General features: G+C 73.6%; 25 protein-coding genes. 16 read left to right on the forward strand and 9 right to left on the reverse strand.

Features of this window, described 5'->3' with window-relative positions:
- Nucleotides 1-185: 185 nt before the first annotated feature.
- From V3T34_RS00005 to sbnA, 8 genes are read right to left on the reverse strand one after another with little or no spacing between them, the layout of a single operon-like run.
- Entirely contained in the window at nt 186-680 is a 495-nt protein-coding gene (locus tag V3T34_RS00005; protein ID WP_305079542.1) for a ParB N-terminal domain-containing protein, read from the reverse strand.
- Nucleotides 681-682: 2 nt separating this feature from the next.
- Nucleotides 683-1,891: a type III PLP-dependent enzyme gene (locus V3T34_RS00010; protein WP_305079543.1), complete on the reverse strand. Its 1,209-nt coding sequence runs from the start codon at nt 1,889-1,891 to the stop codon at nt 683-685.
- Complete coding sequence (locus tag V3T34_RS00015) at nt 1,888-2,670, reverse strand: HpcH/HpaI aldolase family protein (RefSeq protein WP_305079544.1); 783 nt, start codon at nt 2,668-2,670, stop codon at nt 1,888-1,890. The genes V3T34_RS00010 and V3T34_RS00015 overlap by 4 nt, the downstream gene beginning before the upstream one ends.
- Complete coding sequence (locus tag V3T34_RS00020) at nt 2,667-6,104, reverse strand: IucA/IucC family protein (protein WP_331369072.1); 3,438 nt, start codon at nt 6,102-6,104, stop codon at nt 2,667-2,669. The genes V3T34_RS00015 and V3T34_RS00020 overlap by 4 nt, the downstream gene beginning before the upstream one ends.
- Nucleotides 6,101-7,297, reverse strand: a complete 1,197-nt coding sequence (locus tag V3T34_RS00025) for an MFS transporter (RefSeq protein ID WP_331369073.1) — start codon at nt 7,295-7,297, stop codon at nt 6,101-6,103. The genes V3T34_RS00020 and V3T34_RS00025 overlap by 4 nt, the downstream gene beginning before the upstream one ends.
- Nucleotides 7,294-9,114: an IucA/IucC family protein gene (locus V3T34_RS00030; protein ID WP_305079547.1), complete on the reverse strand. Its 1,821-nt coding sequence runs from the start codon at nt 9,112-9,114 to the stop codon at nt 7,294-7,296. Before V3T34_RS00030 ends, V3T34_RS00025 begins: the two co-directional genes overlap by 4 nt.
- A 12-nt stretch (nt 9,115-9,126) precedes the next feature.
- Nucleotides 9,127-10,137, reverse strand: coding sequence for a 2,3-diaminopropionate biosynthesis protein SbnB (sbnB, locus tag V3T34_RS00035; protein ID WP_091891389.1), 1,011 nt, complete (start codon nt 10,135-10,137; stop codon nt 9,127-9,129).
- A gap of 44 nt (nt 10,138-10,181) precedes the next feature.
- On the reverse strand, nt 10,182-11,180 hold the full coding sequence (sbnA, locus tag V3T34_RS00040) for a 2,3-diaminopropionate biosynthesis protein SbnA (protein WP_331369074.1): 999 nt from the start codon (nt 11,178-11,180) through the stop codon (nt 10,182-10,184).
- Between the two features lie 560 nt (nt 11,181-11,740).
- Here sbnA and V3T34_RS00045 point away from each other — a divergent pair.
- Entirely contained in the window at nt 11,741-13,945 is a 2,205-nt protein-coding gene (locus tag V3T34_RS00045; RefSeq protein WP_305079549.1) for a TonB-dependent receptor, read from the forward strand.
- 439 nt (nt 13,946-14,384) lie between these two features.
- The gene (locus V3T34_RS00050; RefSeq protein WP_060848820.1) at nt 14,385-14,804 is read left to right on the forward strand and encodes a hypothetical protein; all 420 of its coding nucleotides are present in this window, start codon (nt 14,385-14,387) and stop codon (nt 14,802-14,804) included.
- A 473-nt stretch (nt 14,805-15,277) separates the two neighbouring features.
- Here V3T34_RS00050 and V3T34_RS00055 read toward each other — a convergent pair whose 3' ends face one another.
- Nucleotides 15,278-15,553, reverse strand: coding sequence for a hypothetical protein (locus V3T34_RS00055; RefSeq protein WP_305079550.1), 276 nt, complete (start codon nt 15,551-15,553; stop codon nt 15,278-15,280).
- Between the two features lie 564 nt (nt 15,554-16,117).
- Between V3T34_RS00055 and V3T34_RS00060 the strand changes: the two genes are divergently transcribed.
- From V3T34_RS00060 to V3T34_RS00125, 14 genes are all read left to right on the forward strand, one after another.
- Nucleotides 16,118-16,465 (forward strand): hypothetical protein, encoded by a 348-nt coding sequence (locus V3T34_RS00060; protein WP_305079551.1) that lies wholly within the window; start codon nt 16,118-16,120, stop codon nt 16,463-16,465.
- 22 nt (nt 16,466-16,487) lie between these two features.
- Entirely contained in the window at nt 16,488-17,855 is a 1,368-nt protein-coding gene (terL, locus tag V3T34_RS00065) for a phage terminase large subunit (protein WP_305079552.1), read from the forward strand.
- Nucleotides 17,855-19,120 carry a DUF1073 domain-containing protein gene (locus V3T34_RS00070; protein WP_305079553.1) on the forward strand — a complete coding sequence of 422 codons (1,266 nt, stop codon included), beginning with the start codon at nt 17,855-17,857 and terminating at the stop codon, nt 19,118-19,120. Before terL ends, V3T34_RS00070 begins: the two co-directional genes overlap by 1 nt.
- Nucleotides 19,121-19,462: 342 nt before the next feature.
- Complete coding sequence (locus V3T34_RS00075; RefSeq protein ID WP_305079554.1) at nt 19,463-20,479, forward strand: DUF2213 domain-containing protein; 1,017 nt, start codon at nt 19,463-19,465, stop codon at nt 20,477-20,479.
- A complete protein-coding gene (locus V3T34_RS00080; protein ID WP_305079555.1) occupies nt 20,479-20,922 on the forward strand; it encodes a structural cement protein Gp24 in 444 nt (147 codons plus the stop codon). Before V3T34_RS00075 ends, V3T34_RS00080 begins: the two co-directional genes overlap by 1 nt.
- A gap of 13 nt (nt 20,923-20,935) precedes the next feature.
- Entirely contained in the window at nt 20,936-21,883 is a 948-nt protein-coding gene (locus V3T34_RS00085; RefSeq protein ID WP_305079556.1) for a DUF2184 domain-containing protein, read from the forward strand.
- Nucleotides 21,884-21,895: 12 nt separating this feature from the next.
- Nucleotides 21,896-22,150 carry a hypothetical protein gene (locus V3T34_RS00090; RefSeq protein ID WP_305079557.1) on the forward strand — a complete coding sequence of 85 codons (255 nt, stop codon included), beginning with the start codon at nt 21,896-21,898 and terminating at the stop codon, nt 22,148-22,150.
- A gap of 1 nt (nt 22,151) precedes the next feature.
- Complete coding sequence (locus tag V3T34_RS00095; RefSeq protein ID WP_305079558.1) at nt 22,152-22,526, forward strand: DUF4054 domain-containing protein; 375 nt, start codon at nt 22,152-22,154, stop codon at nt 22,524-22,526.
- Entirely contained in the window at nt 22,526-22,828 is a 303-nt protein-coding gene (locus V3T34_RS00100) for a hypothetical protein (protein ID WP_305079559.1), read from the forward strand. Before V3T34_RS00095 ends, V3T34_RS00100 begins: the two co-directional genes overlap by 1 nt.
- On the forward strand, nt 22,825-23,109 hold the full coding sequence (locus tag V3T34_RS00105; protein ID WP_060848810.1) for a hypothetical protein: 285 nt from the start codon (nt 22,825-22,827) through the stop codon (nt 23,107-23,109). The genes V3T34_RS00100 and V3T34_RS00105 overlap by 4 nt, the downstream gene beginning before the upstream one ends.
- Nucleotides 23,109-23,528: a DUF3168 domain-containing protein gene (locus tag V3T34_RS00110; RefSeq protein WP_305079560.1), complete on the forward strand. Its 420-nt coding sequence runs from the start codon at nt 23,109-23,111 to the stop codon at nt 23,526-23,528. Before V3T34_RS00105 ends, V3T34_RS00110 begins: the two co-directional genes overlap by 1 nt.
- Before the next feature lie 26 nt (nt 23,529-23,554).
- Complete coding sequence (locus V3T34_RS00115) at nt 23,555-24,001, forward strand: phage tail tube protein (protein ID WP_060848808.1); 447 nt, start codon at nt 23,555-23,557, stop codon at nt 23,999-24,001.
- Nucleotides 24,002-24,008: 7 nt separating this feature from the next.
- Complete coding sequence (locus V3T34_RS00120) at nt 24,009-24,572, forward strand: gene transfer agent family protein (RefSeq protein ID WP_091891426.1); 564 nt, start codon at nt 24,009-24,011, stop codon at nt 24,570-24,572.
- Entirely contained in the window at nt 24,569-25,936 is a 1,368-nt protein-coding gene (locus tag V3T34_RS00125) for a hypothetical protein (RefSeq protein WP_331369075.1), read from the forward strand. Before V3T34_RS00120 ends, V3T34_RS00125 begins: the two co-directional genes overlap by 4 nt.
- Nucleotides 25,937-25,959 lie beyond the last annotated feature (23 nt).

Here is a 25,959-nt window from a genome sequence, read left to right on the forward strand (position 1 = left end):
CTTTCTCAGATGAACTTGTCAAAGAGCCGATCCGGTCGAAGCCGGATCTCGACCTTCTCGGAAACGAAAAGCAGCGCCGGGTTGCCCTGGCCCTTGCTCGCTCGTCTCTGGGGAGGTTCGGCGGGGCGGCCAGTTCGTCGGCGCCCCGTCGGTGAGCGGCTGTCTAAGGGTAGCCGGCTCGACTGTCAACACGGGGCCAGACCGGGCGATGGGTGGGGTTTTCCGGCGTCGAACAGGAGCATCGGACGCCCCGGAGACGGTTCGGTTCCGTCGGGAATCGTGGATGCGCCGACCGATTCTCCGAGCAACTGAGCCAGCGCCACGGAAGCGGGCGGTTCGGGCGCGAAGCTGTGTCGGGTGGTCTTGGGCGGGTAGAGGTGCCCGGCGAGGGCTCGGCGCAGGACCTCGCCGCGGGTCGGGACGATCCCGGGCCGCCAGGACGCGAGGGGCACCGTGTCATAGTCGTAGAGCCGCGCCGGCACCCGGGAAAGGCCGAGCTGGATCGCGGCGGCGAGGCGATGATGCCCGTCGAGCACCGCGAGGGTGTCGCGCTCGACGCAGATCGGCTGGATCCAGGCCTGCTCGGCGAGGATGAGCGCGATCACCTCGCCGATCCGGCCCCGCACCGTCTCCTCGGTCGGGCGCAGCAGGCGCGGCGGGATCAGGGACAACTCGCTCATGGTCATGCCCGCGCCACCCGGCCCTGGTCGAGAAACAGCCGCTCCGGATAGGCATGGCGCAGGAAGTCGTGATGCGAGATGTCCCAGCCATAGGCGCCGGCCATCTCGAAGCGAACGAGGTCGCCGACCCGGATCCGCCGCACGGGGACGTCGCGGGCGAGCACGTCCTTGGGCGTGCACAATTCGCCCGCCAGGGTGACGGCGGTGTCGGCCAGTTCCGGCCGAGTCCAGGGATGGGTCCAGGCTTCCCGCGGGAGGATACTGAACGGGTGGTCGTGCGCCCAGGAGCTCGGCAGGCGGAAGTGGTGGGTGCCGCCTCGCAGGAGCGCGAAGGCGCGGCCGTGGCTGCGCTTCACGTCGAGGACCTCGCACAGGTAGGCCGCGTGGTAGGCCGCCACGATGCGCCCGCACTCGAACTGGAGCGCGGGACCGCCCGCGTCGAGATGGGGGCGCAGCGCCTGCGCGAAGGCGGCGACGTCGAAGCGCCAGTCGGGGTCGGCGTAATCCACGCCCCAGCCGCCGCCGAGATTGACGACGCGCAGGTCCACCCCGTGCTCCGCGGCGAGGGAGCGGGCGAGGGCGAGCTCGGCGGCGCAGAGGGCGGCATGGCCGATGGCGTCGCGGTTGTTCGAGACGGTGTGAAAGTGGAAGCCGTCGAGGCGCAGGGACCGGCAGTCGCGCGCGAGCGCGATGGCGTCGGGGATCGCCCCCTGCTCGATGCCGAACTGGGTGGCGGCGCCCCCCATGGTCAGGGTCGCGCCCGGGACCGGCCCGGTCAGGTTGACCCGCAGCAGGATCGGCAGGGTCACGCCGGCCCGCGCCGCCGCGGCGTTCGCGAGATGCAGCCCGTGCAGGCTTTCGACGTGCAGCCGCTCAACCCCGTGGGCGAGGATCACCCGCATGTCCTCCTCGGTGCGGGCGGGCCCGCCCATCACGATGCGGGCCTCCGGCCCGACCGCCTCGCGCACCCGCAGCACCTCGCCGGCGGAGGCGACCTCGAAGCCGCTCACGCAGGGCTCCAGCGCGCGCAGGACGTGCGGGTCGCTGTTGGCCTTGACGGCGTAGAGGAACGACGCGCCGGGCGGGAGCGGCGCCGTCAGGTTTCGGGCCTGGCGCCGCAGGGCGTCGAGGTCGTGCAGGAAGGCGCAAACCGGCCGGTCCGCGCGCGCGACGGCGGCGACGGTCTCGGTCGTGGGGCGATACAGGGTCATCGGGAGGCTCCCGGAAGGTTGCGCCAGGTGCGGTCGGCGTCGGTGAGGGCGCGGCGCAGCAGGCCGCGATCGTTGGCGACGAGGAGGCCGCGCACGCCCTCCTCGCGCAGGCGCGGCAGGTCCGCCTCGGTGCGGGTGACGGCGAAGGCATGGATGCCGGCCTCCCGGCAGGCGCGGACCACCGCCGAGCCGGCGGCGGTGACGGCCGGGGCGCCGGTCTGCCAGGGCAGGCCGATCGCCTGCGAATAGTCGGCCGCCCCGAAGAGCAGCCCGTCGACGCCCTTAAGCCGGGCGATGGCCGGGGCCGCCTCGAGGCCCGCTGGATCCTCGATCATCGCGATCACCAGGGTTTCGGCGTCGAGGCGGGCCGGCATGGCGGGAAGGTCGACGTCGCCGTAGCGGCCGAGCCGCCCGGCATTGAGGCCGCGGATCCCCAGGGGGGCGTGGCGGGCGCGCCGGACCGCCTCGGCGGCTTCGGATAGGGAGGAGACCCGCGGCACCACGATGCCGGCCGCCCCCGCATCGAGGCTCTGGAGGATCCGCTCGGAGCCCGCCCCCGGCACCCGCACGAGGGCGCTGAGGCCGGCCCGGTCGGCCGCCGCGATCATCCGTTCCAGGTCCGCGCCGTCGACGAGCGTGTGCTCGAGGTCGATGAGCACGAAGTCGAAACCGGCCACCGCGGCGATCTCGACGATCTCGGGCGCGGGAATCGACACGAACAGGCCGCCGGCCGTCCGCCCGGCCTCGATGAGGCGCTTCAGGCGAAGGCGCGCGCTCACAGAAGCGGCCCCAGGCCGGCCAGGGGGTTGGGCCGGCGCCGGCCGCTGGCATTGGCGGGATCGAGGCGGCGCCGCGCCAGGTCCTCGACCACCAGAGTGTCGGCGGCCAGGCGGTAGCGCAGCGCCCCGGCCCGGGCCGCCGGATGGGCCGTGCAATGCCCGGCCAGAGCCGCGACGACCCGCTCCCAGAACCGCGCCTCGGGATAGCCGAACCAGAGGTCGAGGCCGTAGCCGAGCTCGGCGAAATTCACGCCGAACAGGGCGTCGACCATGAAGTCGCGCACGTCCTCGACGTCCCGGGCCTCGACGTAGGAATTGGCGTTGACGCGGGCGTGCTCGGGCGGCGTCGGGGTCAGCGGCGGACGCCGGGCGACGTGGTCGGGGATGAACCGGACCCCGTCGTGGAAGTCCTTGAGGGCGACGCGGGCCGGCCAGCCGTCGCGGTGGAGGAGCGCCATGTTCTGCTGGTGGCTCTCGACCGCGATGCCCTCGGCCAGGAGGAGGTGCACCACCGGCAGCATCGCGACGGCGAGCAGCCGGTCGAGCCACGGCTCGATCCCGTGCCGGGCGATCCAGCCGGCGATGAACGGCGCGCCCCGGTCGTGGTGGGTGAGCGCCGTGAACGGCACCGCCGCCTCCCCGTCGCGCAGGTGCGGCGTCAGGGGATCGCGCCAGATCGCCGAGAGCGCGCCCCGCGTCGTGCCGTCCCGGTCGTGAGGCGGGAGCGCGGTGACCGCGACGCCCATCCGCTCGGCGAGGAGCACCACGCCGCTGTCGCGCAGGTAGGGGTTTTCGGCCGCGATCTCCGCGAGCCAGCCGCTGACGATCGGGGCGTTGAGCACCGTGTGGGGGGCGAGGGTGCGCGCCGTCGAGGTGTTGCGGATCGAGAGCGCGAGCTTCAGCGAAGGCGCGCCCGGCGCCGTGCGGTCGGCGAGCGTGCGGATCGATTGCTGCGCGCCGTAGAGGTGGGGGCTTTCGCCGAGCACCACCACGCGGCCGGCCCGCTCTTCGGCCTCGGTCGCGGCCTCGCCGACCTGGCGCCACTGCCAGGGATGGACCGGGAGGAGCACGAACTCGTCCGCCCGCCCGTCGAGCCGGCCCCGGAACTCCGCCAGGATCTCCGGACCGAGGCTCTGGGCCAGCAGCGCGTCGTCCTGCCCGCCGGCCTCGGCCAGGGAGCCGGCGACCGCGAGCGACCGGTGGACGGCGATCCAGACCGGGCGCAGGGGCCGCCCGAATTCCGGCCCGAAGGCGCGGTTGTCCCGCGGGGTGAAGCCGATCCGGGACTTGAAGCAGGGATGGTAGCGGTGCCCGTCCGGCAGCGCACCCTCCAGGGCCTCGTAGGAGAGGCCGGCGAGGGCCGTGCCGGCGCCCTGGAGGAGGCTCGCGGCGTGGTTTGCCTGCGTGCGCGCCAGTTCCTCGGCGAAGCGGGCGTGGTCGGCGCCCGTGCCGGGCAGGTCCGGCAGCAGGTCGGCGAGGAAGGCCGAAGCGTCGTGAACCGACGGGGCGTCGGGGATGGACCCGGCGGGGGAGGCCGGATCGGTCTCCGCCGCGAGGCTGCCGGGGATGATCAGGACGCGCTCGTATCCCCGCATGCGCCGGCCCCGCGCGCGGTAGCGCGTCCGGCCGTGCGACGGGATGATGGTGATCGACAGGTCCGCGTCCGGCCCGGACAGGGTGGCCACGCAAGCGGGCAGCAGGTCCTCGTGCAGGAGGGCGCCGAGGAGCTGCCCGGTGACCCGGGTGCCGGCCTCGTGCCAGGCCTGCGCCTCGCTTTGCGCGCGGGCGGCTCTCAGCGGGTTGGCGAGGGCGACGTAGTCGGGGCGCTCGCCCCGGCCGGCGAGGCAGCTCGCGAGGTTGGCCTTGGCCGGGAGCGTCGGGGCGGCGAGGAGCCGCTCGATGAGGGCCGTCGTCGCGGCGTCCTCGTCGCAGGCCGCGAGGCTGTGCGCGACGACCTGCCAGAGCGGCGCCTCGGCGAGGTCGGCGGCCCGGGCCACCGTCGCGACCACATGGGCGACCTGGTTGACGACGAGGTAGTAGAGCAGGCGCCGCCAGGCCTCCTCGGCGCCGTAGAGGACGGCCGGGTCGAGGGCGAGGTCGGGTACGCGGCGGCGGAGACGCGCGCCGTCGATGCTCGCACCTTCGAGGTCGCGCACCACCAGGCGGGCCGGCAGGCCGCCGTCGAGGACGAGCAGGCTGTTCTGGGCGTGCGCCTCGAGGCTGATGCCGGTGCGGGCGAACAGGCGCAACGGCGGCAGGATCGCCGCGCGGGCATAGGCGCGCAGCCACGCCGCGGCGTCCTCGGCCGTGGCGAGCGACGCCCCGATCGCGGCGAGGACCGGGCGGCCGTTGCGGGGCGAAGGCTCGAGGAGCCCCGCCACCACCAGGGCCGGGCCCGCCGGGCCCTCCCGTACCAGGGCGCCCGTGACCGCCTCGAGCGCGGGATCGGCGAGGGCGAGGGCTCCGGGCTCGCCGAGGATGTCGAGGCCGCAGGCCGCCACCGTCTCGGGCAGGGCCGCGAGCGCGCGGGCGGCGGACAGGCTGCGGGCGAGGTGCTCGCGGCTGTTGGTGCGGGGGAAGTTGGTGATGCGGGCCGCGATCGGCAGCTTGAGAAACAGGTTCTCGGTGGCGGAAAACACCGTGCGCACGGAGGAGGTCGGCGTGACCGGCGTGCCGGAGGGCGGGGTGATCGCGAGGCGGCCCTGCGCCACGAGGGCCCGGATCGCCGGATCGGCTTCGAGCCGGGCGGCCTGCCAGGGATGGCTCGGGATCACGACCCGGCCCGCCATCGTCTCCCGCGACAGCCCCGACAGGCGCGCGAGCGCCGCGCCGATCCGCGCCTCGGCCTCGGGCTCGCGCCACAGGGTCGCGGCGAGGGCGGGATCGGCCACGAGCCAGCGCAGGCGGAACGAGGCCGCCCGCTCCGGGGCGTAGAGGTCCGAATCCATCTCGGAGAAGCCGTCGACGCTCTTGGCGAGGGGATGGAACGGGTGGCCGTGCCAGAGGCCCTGCTCGAGCCCGGTCGGCGTCGGCGCGAAGGGCCGGGCGGCGCAGGCCCGGGCATGGTCGCGCGAGCGGCGCAGGCCGTCGAGGAGGCGGCGCTTCATCGCCTCCCGCACCGGCGTCGCCTCCGGCACGGCGGCGTCGATCATCCGCCGGGCGAGGTCGGCGGGACCGTCGAGGTCGACGACGCGGCCGTCGGGCAGCCGCAGCCGGCACGGCCCCCAGGCGTGGAACCCGCCGGGCGAGGCGCGCCGGCAGGGTGCCAGCAGCGTCGCGTCGCCGAGGGGGATCGTGCAGGTCTCGCCCTCCGGGGGCACGAGGTCGGGGCTGCGCTCGCGCAGCCAGGTGTTGATCAGGCGCTCGACGGCGAGGCCGGCCTGGACGGCATCGACGGCCTCCGGGGCCGGCCGGGCGAGGGGTGAGGGCATCATGGGGCGCGGCTCCGGGCAACGGGGTGAGGGGCGAGAAGGACGGGAACGAGGGCGAGGGCGCCGGCGAGCGACAGCCCCGCCGCCACGAGGAGCGGGCCCGACGGGCCGAGGGGCGCGAGGGCGAGGCCCGCCGCGACCGGACCGAGGAGCTGGCCGACGGTGAGCCCGGCCCGGGCCCGGGCGAGGGCGGTGGTGCGGCTCGGCCCCGCCTTCTCCGCTGCCGCGAACAGGGCGGGCGCCTGCCCGGCGAACACCGCCCCCTGGAGAAGGCGCAGGGCGACGATGCCGCCGAGCCCGAGGCCGAGCGGGACGCCCGCATAGGCGAGGCCGCAGCCGACGAGCGACAGGCCAAGCCCGAGGACCGGCGCGGCGCCGTCGAGACCCCGCGCCCAGAGCGGCAGGATCAGGAGGGCGACGGCCCAGCTCAGGCTGTGCAGGAGACCGATCAGGCCGGGGGTGTAGAGGCCGGCATCGTGCGCGCTCGCCCAGGTCGGGAAGAAGGCGACGAACGCGAAGGCGCCGGCGCTGCCGCAGGTCCCGGCGAGCAGCAGGGGCAGGAGCGTCGGGGAATCGCAGGTGTCGGCGCGCGCGCGGGGGGCCTCCGGCTCGGCCGCAAGCCCCCGCGCGGCGCGGGCCGCCGCCAGGGTCAGGACGAGGATCAGCCCGGCGCAGGCGAGCATCAGCCCGCCGATCCCGCCGCGTTCGAAGGCGAGCCCGCCGGCGAGCGGGCCGAGGAGGCAACCGGCCGAGACCGCCTGCTGCATCAGCGTGAAGCCGCGCCCCGCGCTGCCGCCCGTCGCCCGGAAGGCGAGGGCCAGCACGACGCCGCCGCCGGCGAGACCCTGGACGAGACGGCCGACCACGAGGAGCAGCGGATCGGTCGCGAGCGCGATCAGCCCGCAGCTCGCCGCCGACAGGAGGCCGGTCCAGACGACCAGGGAGGAGAGCGACAGGCGCCGCGCCAGGACCGTCCAGGCCGGCGTCATCGCCAGGGTGGTGACGGCCGGCGCGGCCAGAACCAATGCGGTCCAGAAGGCCGGGGTCGCGCCCATCCGGGCGGCTTCCATCCGGGCGACCTGGAGCCCGAGCACCGGCAGCAGCGCGAGCGGAGCCGCCGTCACCGCGAGCTGGAGCAGCACCAGGACGGCGAGCCCGGCGCGGCCGATGGCGGGCCGGCCCGCCCCCGCCGTCACCGGCCCACCCCGGTGGCGAGCGGGTTCGGCGCCCGGCCGAGCCGGCTCGGCATCGAGGTGGTCAGCGCCGGCGCGGCGAGCAGCGGCGCCAGCACCTCCTTGAACGGCGCGTCCGGGCGGGCGACGAGGCAGGACGCGACGAGCGCCTTGCGAGGCGCCGGAGCCTCCACCCCGTCGAGCGCGGCCTCGACCGTGGCGATCAGGATCTGGCGCGCCTGCGCCAGGGTGAAGCCGCGGCCCGCCGCCGCGAAGGTCTCGGCCACCGCCCGGAGCGCCACGTCGAGCGCCAGGGTCTGGGCGTAGGCGATCAGGTCCTCCGGCTGGCGCAGCAGCAGGGAATTGCGGAGCGGATCGGTGACCAGATAGGCCGGGACCGGCAGGCCGACGCCGGCGAGCCAGTCGGGGGCGGTGCGCACGGTGTCGTGGTCGCGCAGGATCAGGCGGCGGGGCCGTCCGGACTCGAAGGCCACGAGGGCGTTCTGGCCGTGAAGCTCCGGCACGAAGCCGAGGCAGGCGCACCGCAGGGCCGTGCCGAGGACGAGGCCGGCGATGTCCGTGAACAGGACCGAGAGATCGGGTGCGTCCCCGGCGACCGCCTGCAGGGCCGGCGGCACGCCGCCGCGCGGCGCGACCGCGAGGCTTGCGAGCGGTACCGCCGGGGCTACGGGCAAGCGGCGCAAGGCGCAGCCGAGAAGGCCGGGACGCTCCGCGTAGAGGTCGCCGTCGGCCTCCGCGAAGTGCCAGAACGCGGTTTCGTCGGCGATCAGGACCGTGCGGGCGAGTTCCGGGTCGCGGGCGATCCCGGCGGCGAGGAGCGCCGCGCCGTGCAGGCCGTTATGCAGCGATTGCGGCGGCAGCAGGCGGCGCACCCCGAGGGTCCGCACGTCGAGGGGCAGCTTGAGGTGGAGCCCCGGCCGCGTCGGCAGCGCCACGGTGCGCAACGACGAGGTCGCGGCGACGAGCGGCCCGCGAAAATCGAGGGGCACGAGGCGCCCGCCCCGGATCTCGGGGGCGAAGCGCTCGGGGAGAACGTGCGCGGCCTGCCAGGGATGGAGCGGCAGGGCGACGTGCGAGCCGTCGAGGCCGCACGCCTCCATCTCCTGCGCGAGCAGCGCCCGTTGCGACGGATCGAGGAGCCAGGCGGCGGGATCCAGCGGCGCCGCGCCGGGCGAGCGGTCCAGGCGGTCGCGGGCGAGCGCGCACCAGGACAGGGCGAAGTAGCGCCCGGCCTCGGCGCCGTAGGCGAGGCTCTCGGCCCTGTCGAAGCCGCCGCGGGCGCGGGCGAGCGGATGGAACGGCCGGTCGCGCCAGGCCGCGAGGCGCTCCCAGGCGAGCGGCGCGGCCACCGCATCGCCCGACAGCGCCTGCGCCACCAGAGGGTCGGTCGCGGCCTCGCGGTCGGGCAGCGCGTCGAGGACGCCGTCCATCGCCGCGAGGGTCCGCTGGCGGATGGCGGGCGGGAGGTCGGGCAGCGCATCGAGCGCGAGCGCGAGCAGCCCCGCCGCGTCGAGCTCCCGTGTCCCGCGGGCGGTCTCGAACCGGGTGCCGCCGGCGAGCCGCACGCCGTCGCGCCATTCGTCCGGCCGCACCCGGGCCCGCAAGTGGCCCGGCCCGAGGGCCAGGGCGTAGTCGTGGGTCCCGTCCTCGCTCGGGGCCCCGAGGATTCCGCGGCTGCGCAGGCTCGCGACGTCCTCGATCCAGAGCGCGTCGAAGAGTTCGGACAGGATCTCCCGGGCGGCGCCATGCGGCGCGGGCGCGCGGGGGCGATCCCGGGCGATGTACCGGGAAGGGGCGGGGATCGACGGCACGGCGTTCATCGAGGCGCTCCCTCAGAACAGCGGCAGCACGGTGCCGGCCCCCGCCTCCTCGGCGCGGCGCAGGACCGCGCGGGCGCAGGCGATGTCGTCGATCGCCATCCCCATCGGGTTGAGCAGGATGATCTCGTCGTCGCTCTCGCGGCCCGGCCTGCGCCCGACCACGATCTCGCCGAGCTCGGCGTGGAGCTTGTCGCGGGAGAATTCGCCGGCCTCGACCAGGAGGTTGATGATCTTCTTCTCGCGATTGCACTGGTCCCAGTCGTCGACCACGACCTTGTCGGCCTTCAGGAACACCTCGCGCTCGACATCCATGATCGAGACGTTGGCGAGCAGCGTGCCCGGGCTGAGCCAGCGATAGGGCAGGTAGGGGGTGTCGGTGACGGTGCAGGTGACGACGACCGGGCAGTCGCGCACTGCCGCCTCGGCACTCGGGGCGATGATTGTGCGCAGCCGCGGGAAGCGGTCGCGCAGTCGGGCCGCCAGGTCCTCGGCAGCCTCGGGGCGCAGGTCGAACAAGCGGACCGAATCGAGCGTCGGAAACTGCTCGGCGAGCGTCTGGGCCTGCCGGGCCGCGATCGGACCGCAGCCGATCAGCGCGGCCTCCGAGAAGCCCGCCCGGGCGAGGTGGCGCACGGCGAGACCGGTGACCGCGGCGGTACGCATGGCGCTGATGAGCGCCGCCTCCATGACGGCGACCGGGTGGTTGGTCTCGGGATCGTTGAGGACGATCACCGCGCTGGCGCGATCGAGGCCGCGCGCGGAGGGATTGTCGTGCTTCGAGCCGATCCACTTGAGGCCGGCGACCGGCCGGTCGCCGCCGATCCAGGCCGGCATCGCGATGATGCGGTCGGCGATGTGGGTGGCGCGCGGGCTGCGCAGGTAGGGCTTCAGCGGCTGGACGAAGTCGCGCGCGGCGTGGAGGCGAAAGCCCTCCTCGATCGCCGCCATGTAGAGTTCGGAGCGGTCGCCCCCGATCTCGACGATGTCGGAGCGCGAGAGGTAGCGCAGGCTGGTCGAAGCCATGGTGACGGTCCTTGTCGGTATGTGATGGGGGCGTCGCGGGCGGCTCAGGCTGCGGAGCGGGTCGCGATCCGGCGGTAGGAAGCCTCGAACGGCCTCGTCAGGCGCCGGTCCGCCGCCGGCCAGCTCGGGTCGTAGACCGTGTCGAGGTAGCGCTCGCCGCGATCGGGCAGCAGCGTGACGATCCGCGCGCCGCGGCCGAGATGCGGGATCAGCTTCTGGATCGCCGCGACGACCGTGCCCGAGGAGCCGCCGGCCAGGATGCCCTGGCGCGCCACCAGCGCCCGGCAGCCGAGGGTCGATTCCCAGTCGGTGGCGTGGATGACAGCGTCGACCTCGGGCAGCGAGAGCTGCTCGGGCACCCGGCTCGCCCCGATGCCCGGGATGTCGCGCCGTCCGCCCGGCCCGCCGAAGATGACCGAGCCGTCGAGGTCGACGGCGACGACCTCGATCCGAGGCCAGCGCTCGCGCAGGCGGCGCGCCATCCCCATCAGGGTGCCGCAGGTCGAGACCGCGGCGACGAGGTGGGTCGGCTCCGCCGGCATCTCGCGCACGATCTCGGCGCCGATGCCGTGGTAATGCGCCCGCCAGTTGTCGGGATTGGCGTATTGGTTGAGCCAGACCGCCCCCGGTATGGTGCGCGAGAGCTCCGCCACCCGCCGCACCCGGGTGTGGAGGTAACCGCCGCCCTCGTCCTTCTCCCGCACCATGTCGACCCGGCCGCCGAAGGCCTCGATCAGGCGGCAATTGGTCGGCGCGATGTTCGGGTCGACGACCGCGGTGAACGGGATGCCGACGCGCTGCGCGATCATCGCGAGCGCGATGGCGAGATTGCCTGACGAGCTCTCGACGAGGTGGCTGTCCGCCGTCACCCGGCCGGCGGCCAGCGCCTGCGAGACCATGTAGTGGGCGGTGCGGTCCTTCACGCTGCCGCCGACGTTCAGCATCTCGAGCTTGGCGAAGACCGGGACGATATCCGGCGGGAACAACCTGTCGAGAATGACGAGCGGCGTGTCTCCGACACGGATTTCAAGCGCCGGCTTCATGGACAACTCCCCGTCTGGCGTTCGTTCGACATCGGCCATGATCTCGGCAGACGAGACAGGATGTTTACCCGTCTTCGTGAGATGCCGGTCCGATGTGCGGCGTAGATAGCCATGATGGCGCAGCATTCAAACGATTTTGTTCGCAGTATTCGCAAGCTGTTATTATTCCAGATCGCGATTGTCGCGAGAGAGCGACCGTATCGGAGTTCGACAAATTCGAGGGAGCGGGATTTTTCGAGGGAGAACAGGGGATTGCGATGCACGGCCGGCTCTCGGCGGCACCGGTGCTGTCCGTCCGCATCGCCGGATCGGTCACGATGCCGCAGGAGTCGGATCGATGTCGCGCCGGATCCCGGCAGCATTCATAAGACCGATGTTCTGAATGAGCCCGTAGTTTAGAGATATTATATTTTAAATTTTGTGCCCGAACGGCCACAATCATGCGGATAACCGCAAAGATCGATCGCGAAACCGTTGCGTGCCGCGTCGAGACACCGAATAGAAAAAACGACCCGGCGGCGCGCCGGCGCTCAGACCACTCTCTGCTGGATCGTCATCGCATGCGGTACGCCCGACGCCCCCGTCCCAGGAACCGCCGCCTCGAAGCCGGTCTCGGCCTGGCCACGCTGGTGCTGCCGTGCCTCGTGCAGGGCGCGCTCGCCGAGGGCGAGATCCGCCTCGACGAGATCACCGTGGCGGGCGGCGGCGGCGGCACGCCCGCGGCCCGGCCGGCTCCGCCGACCGGCGTGGTCGGGCCGCCGCCTCCGGCCTATGCGGGCGGTGCCGTCGGCTCCGGCTCGCGCCTCGGCTTCCTCGGCAACCGCAACGTCTTCGACCAGCCGTTCAGCGCGACGAGCTATACCGAGAAGCTGATCCGCGACCAGCAGGCCCGCAGCGTCCAGGACGTGGTCAACAACGACCCGTCGATCCGCACCAACGTGCCGGCCTTCTCGGGGATCCTCGGCTTCTTCATCCGCGGTTTCCCGGTCTTCGCCCAGGACATGGCGTTCAACGGGCTCTACGGCGTCGCCGACGCGTTCAACCCGGCGATCGAGCCGATCGAGCGCGTCGAGGTGCTGCGCGGCCCCTCGACCCTGCTCTCGGGTGTGCCGCCCTTCGGCAATATCGGCGGCAGCATCAACCTGATCCCGAAGCGGGCCCTCGACGAGCCGCTGACCCGCGCGACGATCGGCTACGCCTCCAATGCGACGATCTACAAGGCGATCGACGTCAGCCGCCGCTTCGGCGACGACAAGGAATGGGGCGTGCGCTTCAACGGCGCTTTCAACAACGGCGCGACGCCGATCGACAACCAGAGCGTCCATTTCGGCACCGCCGCGCTCGCCCTCGACTATCGCGGCGAGCGGCTGCGGGCGAGCCTCGACCTCGGCTACCAGGAGCTCGACTTCACCTCGCCGCTGCGCAACCGGAGCGTGGCGGCGGGCGTACGGATCCCGCGCGCGCCCGACCTGACGCTCAACCAGCACCAGCCCTGGGAATACCGCGACAGCGCCAACCAGCAGCTCGCCACCCGGATCGAGTACGACCTGACCCCGGACCTGACGCTCTACGGCGCCTACGGCGTGTCGAACTTCCGTCAGGAATACTTCGGCGGCGTGCTGACGATCTTCAATGCACGGGGCGACTACCGCGATCCCATCAGCTACCTGCCGTTCCACATCGTCAACCAGACCGCGGAGGCGGGCCTGCGCGGCACGGTCGAGACCGGCCCGGTCAAGCACAGCTTCGGCCTCGCCGCGGTCGGGTTCTGGCAGGACCTCGCCCAGCCCCCGGCCCAGACCGTCGGATCGACGATCACCTCGAACCTCTACGACCCGACCTACGTCGCCCCGCGCTCGACCTTCGGGCTGTCGAACGCGACGCCGCGCACCTCGAGCCGGATCAACCGCAGCATCGCCATCGCCGACACGCTGTCGATCCTCGACGACCGGGTGCTCCTCACGCTCGGCGGCCGCTGGCAGAGCCTCGACGTCAATTCCTACAGCGCGACCACCGGGTACCGGACGGGGGCGAGCGAGAGCGGCGCCTTCTCGCCGGGCGTCGGCCTCGTGGTGAAGCCGTGGGAGAGGCTGTCGCTCTACGCCAATTACATCGAGGGCCTGACCTCGCCCGCCGCGCCGGTGAACGCCGTCAACGCCACCGCGGCCTTCCCGGCCTTCGTCTCGCGCCAGACCGAGGTCGGCGCGAAGTACGATTTCGGCACGGTCGGGGTCGGCTTCGCGGCCTTCGAGATCGAGCAGCCCTCCGGCTTCCTCGATTCGCGCACCCTGGTCTTCTCCGTCGACGGCCGCCAGCGCAACAGCGGCGTCGAGCTGACCGTGTTCGGCGAGCCGGTGCCGGGCGTGCGGCTCCTCGGCGGCATCACCCTCCTCGACGGGGTGCAGGTGCGTGCGCAGGATCCCCGCAACGTCGGGCGGACCGCGGTCGGCGTACCGGACGTGCAGCTCAACCTCTACGGCGAATACGACCTGCCGCCGAGCCTCGTCCCCGGCCTGACCCTGACAGGCCGCGTGATCTACACCTCGGCGCAGTACTACGACCTCGCCAACAGCCAGAAGATCCCCGACTGGGCGACCCTGGACGTGGGGCTGCGCTATGCCACGACGTTCCAGGAGCGGCCGCTGACCCTGCGGGCCACCGTCGCCAACGTCACCGGCACCAACTACTGGGCCTCGACCGGGCGCGGCATCCTGAGCCAGGGCGCGCCGCGGACGTTCCTGCTGTCGGCCTCGGTGGATTTCTGACCGGACCCAAGCAAGACCTCCCTCCTATCGGGGCACCGGTACTGCATGTGCGACAGACCACCCTGCCAGATTCGTCCGGTTCATCGAACCGTATGAGCCTGCGGCGGCCGGCGATGCTGATGCCGTCCTCCATCGCCGCTGGGTTCTGCTCCCGGTAGCGTGTCAGGCGGAGATCGCGTGCCCAAGGCCGCCTTCGATGCACCCGCGGCGGGAGGCACTTGGCCCGCGCCTCAGGGGTGGAGACCTTTACGGCCACGCCGTCGGGGGCGTCAGCTTTGTCCATCCGTGCCGCCCGCGCGCCATCGGCCGCTGGCGCACCGAGCCGGCGCGCGCTCTGCGTCGACTCCATCCGAGACACCACGGCGCTATCCCCATCGGGCCTCGATGCTCTAGCTTCCGCAGCGGCGGCGATGCGCCGTGCGAAGGAGGATCGGAGACGATGAGGACGCTTGGGGTGATGGCGGTCATCGGATTGGGCCTGATCGGCGCGGTGGGGACCGCCTCGGCCCAGTCCTGGGGGCCCGACTACGGCTATCGCGACCGCGACTACCGGGATCGCGAATACCGCAGCCGAGACAGCGATTATCGCGACCGCGACTATCGGGATCGCCGCGACGATTACGGCCGGCGGGACGACTACCGCAATCGCGACTACGGCTATCGCGACCGAGACCGGGATTATGGCGCACGTGACCGGGACCGCGGGTCACGGGACAATGGGGCCGCCGCCTTCAACGAGCGTGAGTATTTGCGCTGCAACCCGGACGTCGCCCGCGCCGTGCTCGCCGGCAAGATGGAGTCGGGCTACAAGCACTTCCGGGTCCACGGCTTCCGCGAGGGTCGCAAGCTGAGCTGCTGAGGGAGGACCGACACCCCGTTTGCCCGACGGCCCGTCGGCTAGCGATCGACGCCGGAGCCTCCGTGCTCCGGCGATTCTCGTTTAGAGGGCCGGCCGGCATCGATGTAGCCGGGCGCATGAAGCTCTTCATTATGTCCTCGATCTCCCATAACTCATGGAGATCGAATCACCATATCGATGTTTGAGACACGTTCGAGTCTGTCCGTCCCCGGCCTCGAGTCAGGCGGTCCTGGATCAAGATGTTCTTGGATCAAGGTGTTCTTGGATCAACGCGAGCCGGACATCTGCGCAACCTGATCGAGTAGCGCGGGGGCGTCGGACTTAGTGCACCTCACAAAATCCCGCCGCAATGTCGCTGCCACAGCAAGCCGAGGCGGTGATCGGGAGTTTTGTGAGAGACACTTAAGGCCCGCTGCAGAGGGACGGTCCCAACCATTGGAGCCGCCGCCAAAGCCACGCGCGCAACCGGGCCGTCAATGACAGGCGGCAGATACCTGCGACCACGACGGGCCTTCTTCAACCCAGCACCACTCGACAACAAAGGTCACCGGCAAGGCGGCGGGCATGAATATATTTGCAATGAACTGATATAAAATATGATCAATGCGATTGAATAATAAAAAAATCGCATCTTGCATATCAATCAATAAAATGCATCGACATGAGCACGCAACATCTTTGCTTGCGGGCGATGGCGCGAGCGGCGCAGGCCAAGCCCAGCCATAAATCGCAGCCCTCGAAAAGAACATTTGACGAACATCGGCGACGCGGGTACAAGGGTTTCAGGTTATCCGGGTCTGCGGCCTGCCCCTCGGGGGAGGTGGCTGCTCGACTGCCCCGCCGATGCGGGGATGTGTCCCCGGACCCGGCCCACGGCATCACCGAGGCGAAGAGCGGCTCGTGCCCGCCGGCCTGAGGGCCGGCGGTTCCGCGCCGCGCCTCCCACCTTCCGACGAGGCGACATGGCCAAGATGCCACGAGCAGGGACGCCACCAGCAGAGACGTCGCGGGAACGGACGGCGGCGCAACCGGCATCGACACGAAAGCCCTCGACCGCGAACCATCCGGCCAAGCCCGCGGCCCGGTGCGTCGTCGACTGGACGGGCGTCGCGGCAGCCTACCGGGCGGCGCCGGAGAGCGGGCCCGCCATCGCGCGGCAGTTCGGCCTCAACCCGGAGACGCTCCGGCGACGGGCACGGGCGGGGGGGTGGGACGCCCCGACGGTCGTTCTCCCGGGCAACGGTTCCCCGGACGTAGCCCGTCCCGGCGGCGTGCTCGGCGGCCACCGCATTGTGGTGGCCCAGGGTGCCGCCTTGACCCTGCGGCTTCTCGACGACCTCCGGGCGGCGATCGCCGAGGAGGCCGGGCCGGAGAACGCCCCGGAGGAGAGCGGGCTCGCCCGCGCCGCGGCGCTGCAGAAGCGGGTTGCGGCCCTGCGCGATCTCGCCGCCGCGGCGCGGCTGTGGATCGCCCTCGAACGCCAGGCCTGGGATCTCGACGGCAAGGGGGACGGAAAGCTCCGTGACGACACCGCGTCCCTCGATCACCAGACCGCCTTCCGCCTCCTCGACGGCGAGCAGCGCGCCCAGCTCCGGGCCATCGCCGAGCGCCTGGCTGAGCGACCCGCCGGCCCTGATCCGGGCCCTCGACCGGCTCGATAGCGAGGAGAGCCTGGCGGGCTTCGTGCGCCGGGCCTGGCCGGCGATCGAGCCGGGGGCGCCCTACATCCACGGCTGGCACATCGACGCGGTCTCCGCCCATCTCGAGGCGGTGACCGCCGGCGAGATCACCCGGCTCCTGATCAACGTGCCGCCCGGTACGATGAAGAGCCTGCTCGCCGGCGTGTTCTGGCCGGCCTGGGAATGGGGGCCGAAGAACCGCCCGTCGTTGCGCACCGTCGCGGTTTCGCACACCGAGCGGCTGGCATTGCGCGACAACCTGCGCACGCGCCGCCTGATCACCTCGCCCTGGTACCGGCGCCTCTGGGGGAATCGGGTGCGGCTCACCCGCGACCAGAACCGCAAGGGCCGGTTCGAGACCACGGCGACCGGCCTGCGCGAGGCGGTCTCGGCCGGCTCGATCACCGGATCGCGCGGCGACCGGGTGATCCTCGACGACCCGATCTCGGTCGACGGCGCCGCCTCCGAGCGGGTGCGCGAGGCGGTGGCCCAGTGGTTCCTGGAGGCGGTGCCGACCCGCCTCAACGACCCCGTCCGTTCCGCCATCGTGGTGATCATGCAAAGGCTGCACGAGCGCGACCTGTCGGGCGTGATCCTGGCGAGAAACCTCGGCTACGATCACCTGATGCTGCCGATGGAGTTCGAGCCGGAGCGCGCTTGCGCCACCCGGATCGGCTTTTCCGACCCGCGCCGCGAGCCGGGCGAGCTGCTGTTTCCGGCTCGCTTTCCCAAACACGTGGTGGAGCGCGACACGGCGACGATGGGCGCCTACGCGGCGGCCGGCCAGTACCAGCAGCGCCCGGCCCCCCGGGACGGCGGGTTGTTCAAGCGCGGCTGGTTCACCCTCGTGCGGGCGGTCCCGGCCGGCTGCACCGAAGTGCGGGCCTGGGACCTCGCGGCGAGCGTGCCGAGGCCTGGGCGCCAGCCGGACTACACCGCGGGCGTCAAGCTCGGGCGCAGCCCCGACGGGCGGCTCTACGTCCTCGATGTCCGCCGCGACCGGCTCTCGGCCGGCGGCGTCGAGCGGCTGATCCTCGCCACCGCCGCCGAGGACGGCCCGGCCTGCCGGATCTCGCTGCCGCAGGACCCGGGCCAGGCCGGCAAGGCGCAGGCGCAGTACCTCGTCGGGCGGCTTGCCGGCTACGACGCGCGGGCGAGCCCGGAGAGCGGCGACAAGGCGACCCGCGCCGCGCCGGTCTCGGCCCAGGCCGAGGCCGGCAACTTCCACCTCGTCGCCGGGCCCTGGAACGAGGCCTTCCTCGACGAGCTCTGCACGTTTCCCAACGGCGCCTTCCTCGACCAGGTCGACGCCCTCTCGCGCGCCTTCTCGGCGCTGGCCCGGCCGGGATACGGCCTGCTCGGAGTCCTGTGATGTGGCTCGCCGACCGCCTCGCCAACCTCGTCTCCGGCCTCGGCGGGCCGCGGGACAAGAGCACCGGCAACCTGCACGTCCACGTGCCTCGCGCCCGGGCCGAGCTCGACGCCGCCTACCGGGACAACTGGCTCGCCCGCAAGGTCGTCGACATCGTGCCCTTCGACATGCTGCGCGAGTGGCGTGCCTGGCAGGCGCCGCCCGAGGTCGCGGCGGCTCTTGCCGCCAGCGAGGCGCGCCTCGCCCTGCGCGAGCGCCTGCTCCAGGCCCTGCGGCTCGCGCGCCTGCACGGCGGTGCCGCGCTCCTGATCGGCGACGGCGCGCCCGATCCGGCCCGGGCGCTCGATCCCGAGACGATCGGGCAGGGGGGATTGCGCTACCTCCACGTCCTGCCCCGCACCGCGATCCAGCCCGGCCCGGTCGAGCGCGATCCGCTCTCGGCGTGGTTCGGCGAGCCGAGGGGTTACACGGTCGCCGGCGGGCAGGCGGTCCATCCCTCACGCGTCGTGCGCTTCCTCGGCGCCGCCCTGCCGGACGATGCGGTCGGTGACGGCTGGGGCGACAGCGTGCTCCAGGCGCTGCTCGAGGCGATCGACCAGGCGACGGCGGCGGCCGCCCACATCGCCGCGATGCTGCCCGAGGCCAAGCAGGACGTGATCTCGGTGCCGGGCCTGTCGCAAGCCCTCTCGACGGAGGACGGCACCCGCCTCGTCACCGAGCGCTTCGCCTACGCGGCCCGGATGAAGGGCCTGTTCGGGATGCTGCTGCTCGAAGGCGACGGCCGCTCGCCGGAGGGCGAGCGCTACCAGCAGAAGCAGCTCGACTTCTCCGGCCTGCCGGAGGTGGCCCGCCTCTTCCTTCAGGTCGCGGCGGGCGCCGCCGACATCCCGGTGACGCGGCTGCTCGGGCAGTCGCCAGCGGGCCTCAACGCCACGGGCGAATCGGACACCCGCAACTACCACGACCACGTCGCGGCCCGTCAGACCGTCGAGCTCACCCCCGCCATCGCCCGCCTCGACCGGCTGCTGATCCGCGACGCGCTCGGCCGCGACGAGCCCGCCCTGCGCTACGCCTGGCGGCCTCTCGCCCAGGCGAGCGAGCGCGAGAAGGCGGAGGTCGGCCGCCTCAAGGCCGAGACCGCCGCGATGCTCGCCCGCGAGGGCGTGGTGCCGACGGACGTCCTCGCCCGCGGCGTCGAGGGCTGGCTTTCCGCCGCCGACCTCTTCCCCGGCATCGCCGCGGCCTACGGACGGCCGGCGGGCTGAGCCGGGTTTCCAACCCACTCCCGAGCGGACCGACACTGTCACATCCCCGAGAAAGGCGCGGCTTCTCTCCTCGTCCCGCGGGCGGGGAGAGGGCTGCGGACCCCTTGTCGGGTCTGCAGCAAGCGAAGGCGAAGCCGAAGCGGGGTTGAGGGGGGCTCGACGCCTGAGGCTCCCCCGGAAACACCCCCTCACCCTCGGCTGCCGCCTCGCCGCGTCACCTGAACGGTGGCGCTGCCCTCTCCCCGCCCGCGGGGAAAGGAGAGATGCGCGCGACCCGGCCTGTGACCCCACGAGCCCGATCGGGAGCGAGGCTTCCCCACCTCCCACCACGAGACATCCCCCATGCACATCTTCGACCGACTCAGCCTCGGCCCCGCGGCCGAGATCGCGGGCGCCCGCCCGCTCGGCAACGGTGCCCTGGTAGTGCAGGCCCGCGCGGCGCGGGCCGGCAACGTCCAGGTCTATCGCGGCGACGAGGTCGCCCGGCCGGACCTTGCGCAGGTGCGCATCTACCGCGACCCCGACGAGATCTTTCGGCCCGAATCCCTGCGCAGCTTCGGCCACAAGCCCGTCACCCTCGATCATCCGCCCGAGGCGGTGACGCCGCGGACCTGGCGCGGCGTCGCCCGGGGCCATGTCGGCGACGAGGTGGTGCGCGACGGGGAGTTCGTCCGCATCCCGATGCTGCTCGCCGATTCCGCCGCCATCGCGGCGGTGCAGGGCGGGCGGCGCGAGGTCTCGGTCGGGTATACCTGCGACCTCAACTGGACCCCCGGCACCGCCCCGGACGGCAGCCCCTACGACGCCCGCCAGACGATGGTCGTCGTCGACCACGTCGCCATCGTGGCCCAGGGCCGCGCCGGCCCGGAGTGCCGGATCGGCGATTCGGACCTCGCCCGGCGCCTCGCCGAGGCCGAGGGAAGGGCGCAGGCCGCCGAGACCGCCCTGGCCCAGCGCGACGGCGAGGTCGCGGCGCTCCGCGCCCGGGTGCCGGACATCGCCGCCCTCGACGCGCTCGCGGCCGAGCGCGGCGCCCTGGTGGCGCAGGCCCGCCGCATCCTCGGCGACGCCTTCGAGCCCGCCGGCCTCAATGCCGACGCGATCCGGCGCGCCGCCGTCGCCCGGGCCCTCGGCGAGGCGGAAGCCAGCGGCATGGGCGCCGCCGCGATCGAGGGCGCCTTCCGGGTGATCGCCGCCGGACCGCGCCACGCCTCCGCCCCCCACGCTCCGGATCCGCTGCGCGACGCCCTGCGCCAGCGCCCCGACGCCCCGACGCAAGCCCCGCTCACCCAAGAAGCGGCCCACGCCGCCATGGTCGAGACCCTCCGCAACGTCTGGAAGCCCGCAGGAGCCCGCTGATGCCCCCCGTCCAGACCAGCTATCCCACCCGCCCGGCCGCCGCCTACGAGGGCATGGCCGCCGATCAGAATCCCGCGACGATCCTGAGCCGCACCGTCGAGACCCCGGAGGGAATCGGCTTCGGCCGCGCCGCCTTCCAGGGCGCCCGCGACGAGAGCATCGCCGCCGCCGGCGCGGTCTTCCGCGGCATCGTGCTGGCCGACCGCAACGCGCGGCCGTCCCCGAGCGGCGCCGATCTCTTCGCCAAGGGCGAGACCGCGCCCGTGATGGTGCGCGGCGCGGTCTGGGTGATCACGGCCTCGGCCGCGAGCGCCGGCGGCTCGGCCTACGTGACGCCCGCCGGCGCGATCACCGCCGCCGCCTCCGGCAACGCCCCGATCCCGAACGCCCTGTTCGACACCTCCGCGCCCGCGGGCGGCCTCGTCCGCCTGCGCCTGAACTGAAGTGAGGCCAGCCATGACCCGCACCCTCGTCACCGACGCGCCCCGGGCGCTCGCCTTCCTGGTCAGCCAGCAGGCCTTCATCGAGCCGACCGTCTACCGCGCCCAGTACCCGGCGATCCGCTATCCGCGCCTCGTCCCGGTCGACACCGCGGCGCCCGAATGGGTGCCGACCGTGACCTACTTCTCGGTCGACCGGGTCGGGCAGGCGACCTGGGTCCACGGCGGCGCCGCCGACGTGCCGAAGGTCGAGCTGACGCGCCGCCAGCACGAGACCGCCGTCGCCATGGCGGGGATCGGCTACGGCTACGACCTCGAGGAACTCGGCAAGGCCCAGTTGCTGGGCATGACCCTCGACGCCGACAAGGCGGACGCGGCGCGGCTCGCCTCGGAGGAGTTCATCGACCAGGTCGCGCTCATGGGCGACCCGGCCAAGGGTTTCTCCGGGCTTCTCAACCACCCGGGCGTGACGGTCGGCAGCGCCGCCGCGACGGGCGCCGACGGCAGCACCGCCTGGGCCCGGAAGACGCCCGAGCAGATCCTCGCCGACGTCAACGGCCAGCTGATCGGGATCTTCACCGGATCGAACACCGTCGAGATGGCCGACACCCTGCTGCTGCCCTACGAGCAGATGCTCGGCATCGGGCTTCGCCGACTCGACGGAATCAGCCCGCTCACCCTGCTCGACTGGATCCGGCGCCACAACGTCTACACCCTGGAGACCGGCCAGGAGCTGACGGTCTACGGCGTGCGGGCGCTCGAGACGGCCGGCACCGGCGGCAGCGCCCGCCTCGTCGCCTATCGCCGCGACCCTTCCGTGCTGAAGCTGTGGCTGCCGATGCCGTTCCGGTTCTTCCCGGCCTGGCAGACTGGCCCGTGGCGCTTCGAGGTACCGGGGGCCTTCCGGCTCGGCGGCCTCGACATCCGCCGCCCCGCCGCCTGCCGCTACCTCGACGGCATCTAGGAGGGAGGGAGCATGATGCGGGTGACGAACCACGCCGCCGGCCCTCGGCTGGTCTGGCCGAAGGGCGCGCGGGCGCCCCGACTCCTGGTGCCCGGCGAAAGCGCGGTCCTCGCGCTTCCCGACCGGCCCGACCCCTGCCTCGCCGCCTGGGCGGCGGCCGGGGAGGTGCGGATCGAGGCGGCGGAGCCCGGCCCCGACCCCCGGCCCGACCTCCGGCCCGAGCGCCGCCGCGGCCGCGAGCGTCCGACCACCGGCGGGGAGGCGTGAGATGGCGGACGCGATCGCGCCGGACGCCTTCCGGGCCCGCTTCCCGGCCTTCGCGAGCGTCGCCGACGCCGTCGTCGCCGGGGCGCTTGCCGAGGCAGCCCCGCGGGTCGGGGCGGGATGGCCGGCGGCGGAGGCCGCCCTCGGGCGGATGCTGCACGCCGCCCACACGCTGACCCTCGACGGGCAGGGCGGACCGGAGGCCGAGCTCGCCCGGGCGGGCGCCCTCGACCTCAAGGCCCTGCGCTCCGGCACGCTCCACATCGAGCGCCGGGATCCGGCCCCGGACGCCGCCCCGGGCACCCTCGGGCTCACCTCCTACGGGCGGCGCTTCCACGAGGTGGTGCGCCGCAACAGCCCCGGCGTGGCGGTGGTGTGATGGGACTCGTCGACGGTCTCGGCCGCCATCTCGGGAGGGTGCTCGCCCCCCTGTTCGACGCCGCCATCCTGCACCGGGCCGGCCTCGCCAACGAGCCGGTCCGAGCCCGGATCGAGAGCGTCCGGGAGGCGGGCGAGGAGCCCGGCCTGCCGGGCCGCCTGGTGCGGGCGGTCGTGCTGACGCCGGGGGCCGCCCCGAACCCCGACGACGAGATCACCCTGGCGGGAATCCGCCACCGCATCGTCGCGGTGGAGACCGACCCCACCGGCAGCCACGCCCTCATCCAGGGGAGACCGTTGTGACGCAGAGAGCCGAGACCGGCCCGCTCCAGGCGCGCCTCGCGCGGCTGGCCCGGGCCGGCGGGGAGGCCGCGCGGCGACGCGCGGCGGAGGCCGCCGCCGCGCTCGCGGCCGACATCGCCGCGGAATTGCCGGACGGACGCGCCGAGGCGGTACCGACCCCGACGGGCGCCGCCGTCGCGGTCGAGGCCAAGGGGCTGGTCGCGCGGGAATTCGGCACCGCGACGCGGATGCCGCGCCCGGTGATCGGCCCGGCGGTGGCGCGCCTTGCGGAGCCGGGCTGATGGCCGGCCTCGATCTCTCGCCCGGGCTGCTCCGGGCGGTGCATGAGCGCCTCCTCGCCGATCCGGCCCTCCGTGCCCTGGTCGGCGACCGGGTGCGCGAGGTGGCCGGGGCCCGGGAGGAATGGCCGTTCCTGCGCGTCGATCCGCCGGAGGTCGGCCCCTACGAGGCGCAAGGCTGGCGCGGCTGCACCTGCCGCCTGACCGTCCACGCCTTCCTGCGCGGCGCCCGGAGCCTCGGCCCCGTGCAGGACCTGCTCGCCGCCGTCGCGGCCGCCCTCGACGAGGCGGACCTGGCGCTGCCCCGCGGCGAACTCCTGTGGCTGTCCCACGAGCGCAGCCTCGTCCTGCCGGAGCCCCTCGGGCCCGGCTCCTGGCACGGTGTCGCCCGCTTCGGGGCGGTCGCCGCCGAGACGACTTGACCCACTCATTCGGGAGCGAACTCCTCATGGCCCAGCCCACCACTCTGCCTTTCTCGGCCATCGCCGTGAAGCTCGAGAGCCTCGCGAAGGCCGGCACCTTCGAGGCGCCCTGCGGCCTCACCGAGCGCGCAGCGCAGTTCACCAAGGAGACCAACAGTTCGGTCGTGCCCGACTGCGCCAACGAGGACGCCGCGCCCTTCGTCGACCGGTTCGCGGTGTCGAAGTCGGTCGCGGTCTCCGGCAAGGGCGTGATGGCGCGCCAGAGCCTCGTCCGCTGGCGCGCGGCCTACGAATCCGACGCGCCGGTCAAGGCCCGGGTCGAGGTGAGCGGCACCGGCGCGGAGGGCGGCGGCGCCTGGGAGGGACTGTTTCACCTTACGAGCTTCGAGGTCGGCGCCGTCCGGGGCGAGCGCTGCAGCGTCTCGGTGGCGCTGCAATCGACCGGGGCGGTCGCCTTCACGGCCGCGGCGTGAGGCGCCGATGAGCCGCGACGGCCATGTCGACCTCGACCTCGATGGCACCACCCACCGCTTCCGCCTCGCCATCGGCGACCTGGAGGCGCTGCAGGAAGCGACGGGCCTCGGCCCGGCGGCCCTCCTGCAGCGCCTCCATGCCGGATTGTCCTACCGGTTCCGGGACGTGCGCGACGTCCTGCGCCTCGGCCTGATCGGCGGCGGCGTCCCGGTGCCGCGAGCCCACGCCATCGCCCGCCGCCTCGACGGGCTGCCCTGCATCGCGCTCATCGCCAAGGCCGCCCTTGTGCTGGCGGCGGCGCTGGAGGGGGCCGAGGACGAGCCGGTCGGCCGTCCAGCCGCCGCCGCCGGCCCCGAGGGGCGGATCGCCTTCGCGGCCTTCTACGGCGCGGCGGCGGCCATGGGACTGCCCGCCGCCGACCTGCGGGCGATGAGCCTGTGGCAGCTCGCCGCCTACATCGACGGCTTCAACCGCGCCCGCGACCCGGACGCGGCGGACGCCCCGACACCGCAGGAAGAGGACGCGCTCTGGGCCTGGATCCGGGACGCATCCGACGAGGGCTCCGCATGACGACCGAGATCGAGCGCCTGGTGGTCTCGCTGGAGGCCAACGTCGCGGCCTACGAGCGGGAGATCTCTCGCGCCGGGCCGGTCGCCGAGCGGGCGATGGCGGAAGCCGAGCACGCCGTCGAGGCCGGGTCCGGCCGGATCGCGGCCGCGATGGCCCGGGCCGGCGCCTCGCTGCGCGACGAGCTCGCCCGGATGGCGGCGCCGGAGAGCCTGGGACGGATCCAGCGCGCGATGGAGCAGGCGAGCGCCCTGCCGGCGACTGCGGGCGACGGCGCCGCCCTGCGACGGGTCGACGACGCGGTCGGGGGCCTCGCCGCGCGCCTCGGCGAGGCCGGCTCCGCCTCCCGGGAGGCGGTGGCGGGGTTCGCCGCGGTGGCGGGCGCGGTCGGGGACATCGCGCAGAAAATCCCGGCCGCCGCCGACCTCGTCGCCGATCTCGGCCGGCGGGTGAAGGCGGCGTCGGGGGAGGGCGCGGCGATCCGCGCCCGCATCGCCGACGCCTTCGCGATCAGCGAAGTGGCGCCCCGCGGTAGCCTCGCGCAAAGTCCCGAGCCTGTACCGCAAGGCCCCGCGCCGACACCCGCCCCCGTCCGGGCACCGGCTCGGACGAGGCCTGCCCGGCCGGCGGCGGAGGAAGGCGACGATGCCTTCCGCGACGAGGTCGCCCGCCTCACCCGCCGGACCGGTCTCCTCAAGATCGAGGCGGATTCCGTCGGCCGGGAGGAAGGCGCCGCGGCCAGGGCCGAGGCGGCGTTCCGCCTGCTGGAAGCCGCCAAGAAGGCCGACCTCGCGGTGACGCCGGCGCTTCGCGCGGAGATCGACCGGGTGGCGGAGGCCTACGGCGCCGCGACCGCGCAGGTCGAGCGGGCCGAGGCCGCGCAGCGCGCCGCCCAGTCGGCGTCGCGGGAGCTCGGCTCCGCGCTCGCCGACAGCTTCAAGGGCGCGATCCTGCACGGCGAGCGCCTGACGACGGTCGTCGCGCGGCTCGCCACCACGCTGGCGAGCCGGGGCCTCGACCGCGCCTTCGATGGCCTGTTCGGCCGCGGCAGCCCGGGGGCCGACCTGATCGGCGACGCCCTCGGTTCGCTCGGCCTGACCCAGAACCCGACCGGCCGCGCCGCCGGCGGCCCGGTCACCCCGGGCGTCGCCTACACGGTGGGCGAGAGCGGCCGCGAGACCTTCGTGCCGCTCCAGCCCGGCCGCATCCTGCCGGCGTCCCACGGCGTCGCGCCGTCGCCTACCGCCCCGACCGTTCAGGTCTCGGTCTCGATCGCCACCGCGGACGCCCCGAGCTTCCACCGCTCGGAGGCGCAGGTCAGCGCCGCGCTCGCCCGGGCGGTGCAGCGCGGCCTCCGGGGTCTATGAGAACAGGGCCCCGTCACCCTCAG

Source organism: Methylobacterium ajmalii (assembly GCF_036448855.1).
Lineage (GTDB): Bacteria > Pseudomonadota > Alphaproteobacteria > Rhizobiales > Beijerinckiaceae > Methylobacterium > Methylobacterium ajmalii.

Excerpts from the sequence above, each read along its gene's own strand:
- V3T34_RS00005 (WP_305079542.1), bottom strand. The coding sequence starts at position 680 with ATGAGCGAGTTGTCCCTGATCCCGCCGCGCCTGCTGCGCCCGACCGAG.
- V3T34_RS00010 (WP_305079543.1), bottom strand. The coding sequence starts at position 1,891 with ATGACCCTGTATCGCCCCACGACCGAGACCGTCGCCGCCGTCGCGCGC.
- V3T34_RS00020 (WP_331369072.1), bottom strand. The coding sequence starts at position 6,104 with ATGATGCCCTCACCCCTCGCCCGGCCGGCCCCGGAGGCCGTCGATGCC.
- V3T34_RS00030 (WP_305079547.1), bottom strand. The coding sequence starts at position 9,114 with ATGAACGCCGTGCCGTCGATCCCCGCCCCTTCCCGGTACATCGCCCGG.
- sbnB (WP_091891389.1), bottom strand. The coding sequence starts at position 10,137 with ATGGCTTCGACCAGCCTGCGCTACCTCTCGCGCTCCGACATCGTCGAG.
- sbnA (WP_331369074.1), bottom strand. The coding sequence starts at position 11,180 with ATGAAGCCGGCGCTTGAAATCCGTGTCGGAGACACGCCGCTCGTCATT.
- V3T34_RS00045 (WP_305079549.1), top strand. The coding sequence starts at position 11,741 with ATGCGGTACGCCCGACGCCCCCGTCCCAGGAACCGCCGCCTCGAAGCC.
- V3T34_RS00050 (WP_060848820.1), top strand. The coding sequence starts at position 14,385 with ATGAGGACGCTTGGGGTGATGGCGGTCATCGGATTGGGCCTGATCGGC.
- V3T34_RS00055 (WP_305079550.1), bottom strand. The coding sequence starts at position 15,553 with ATGTTCTTTTCGAGGGCTGCGATTTATGGCTGGGCTTGGCCTGCGCCG.
- V3T34_RS00070 (WP_305079553.1), top strand. The coding sequence starts at position 17,855 with ATGTGGCTCGCCGACCGCCTCGCCAACCTCGTCTCCGGCCTCGGCGGG.
- V3T34_RS00075 (WP_305079554.1), top strand. The coding sequence starts at position 19,463 with ATGCACATCTTCGACCGACTCAGCCTCGGCCCCGCGGCCGAGATCGCG.
- V3T34_RS00080 (WP_305079555.1), top strand. The coding sequence starts at position 20,479 with ATGCCCCCCGTCCAGACCAGCTATCCCACCCGCCCGGCCGCCGCCTAC.
- V3T34_RS00085 (WP_305079556.1), top strand. The coding sequence starts at position 20,936 with ATGACCCGCACCCTCGTCACCGACGCGCCCCGGGCGCTCGCCTTCCTG.
- V3T34_RS00090 (WP_305079557.1), top strand. The coding sequence starts at position 21,896 with ATGATGCGGGTGACGAACCACGCCGCCGGCCCTCGGCTGGTCTGGCCG.
- V3T34_RS00095 (WP_305079558.1), top strand. The coding sequence starts at position 22,152 with ATGGCGGACGCGATCGCGCCGGACGCCTTCCGGGCCCGCTTCCCGGCC.
- V3T34_RS00100 (WP_305079559.1), top strand. The coding sequence starts at position 22,526 with ATGGGACTCGTCGACGGTCTCGGCCGCCATCTCGGGAGGGTGCTCGCC.
- V3T34_RS00110 (WP_305079560.1), top strand. The coding sequence starts at position 23,109 with ATGGCCGGCCTCGATCTCTCGCCCGGGCTGCTCCGGGCGGTGCATGAG.
- V3T34_RS00115 (WP_060848808.1), top strand. The coding sequence starts at position 23,555 with ATGGCCCAGCCCACCACTCTGCCTTTCTCGGCCATCGCCGTGAAGCTC.
- V3T34_RS00120 (WP_091891426.1), top strand. The coding sequence starts at position 24,009 with ATGAGCCGCGACGGCCATGTCGACCTCGACCTCGATGGCACCACCCAC.
- V3T34_RS00125 (WP_331369075.1), top strand. The coding sequence starts at position 24,569 with ATGACGACCGAGATCGAGCGCCTGGTGGTCTCGCTGGAGGCCAACGTC.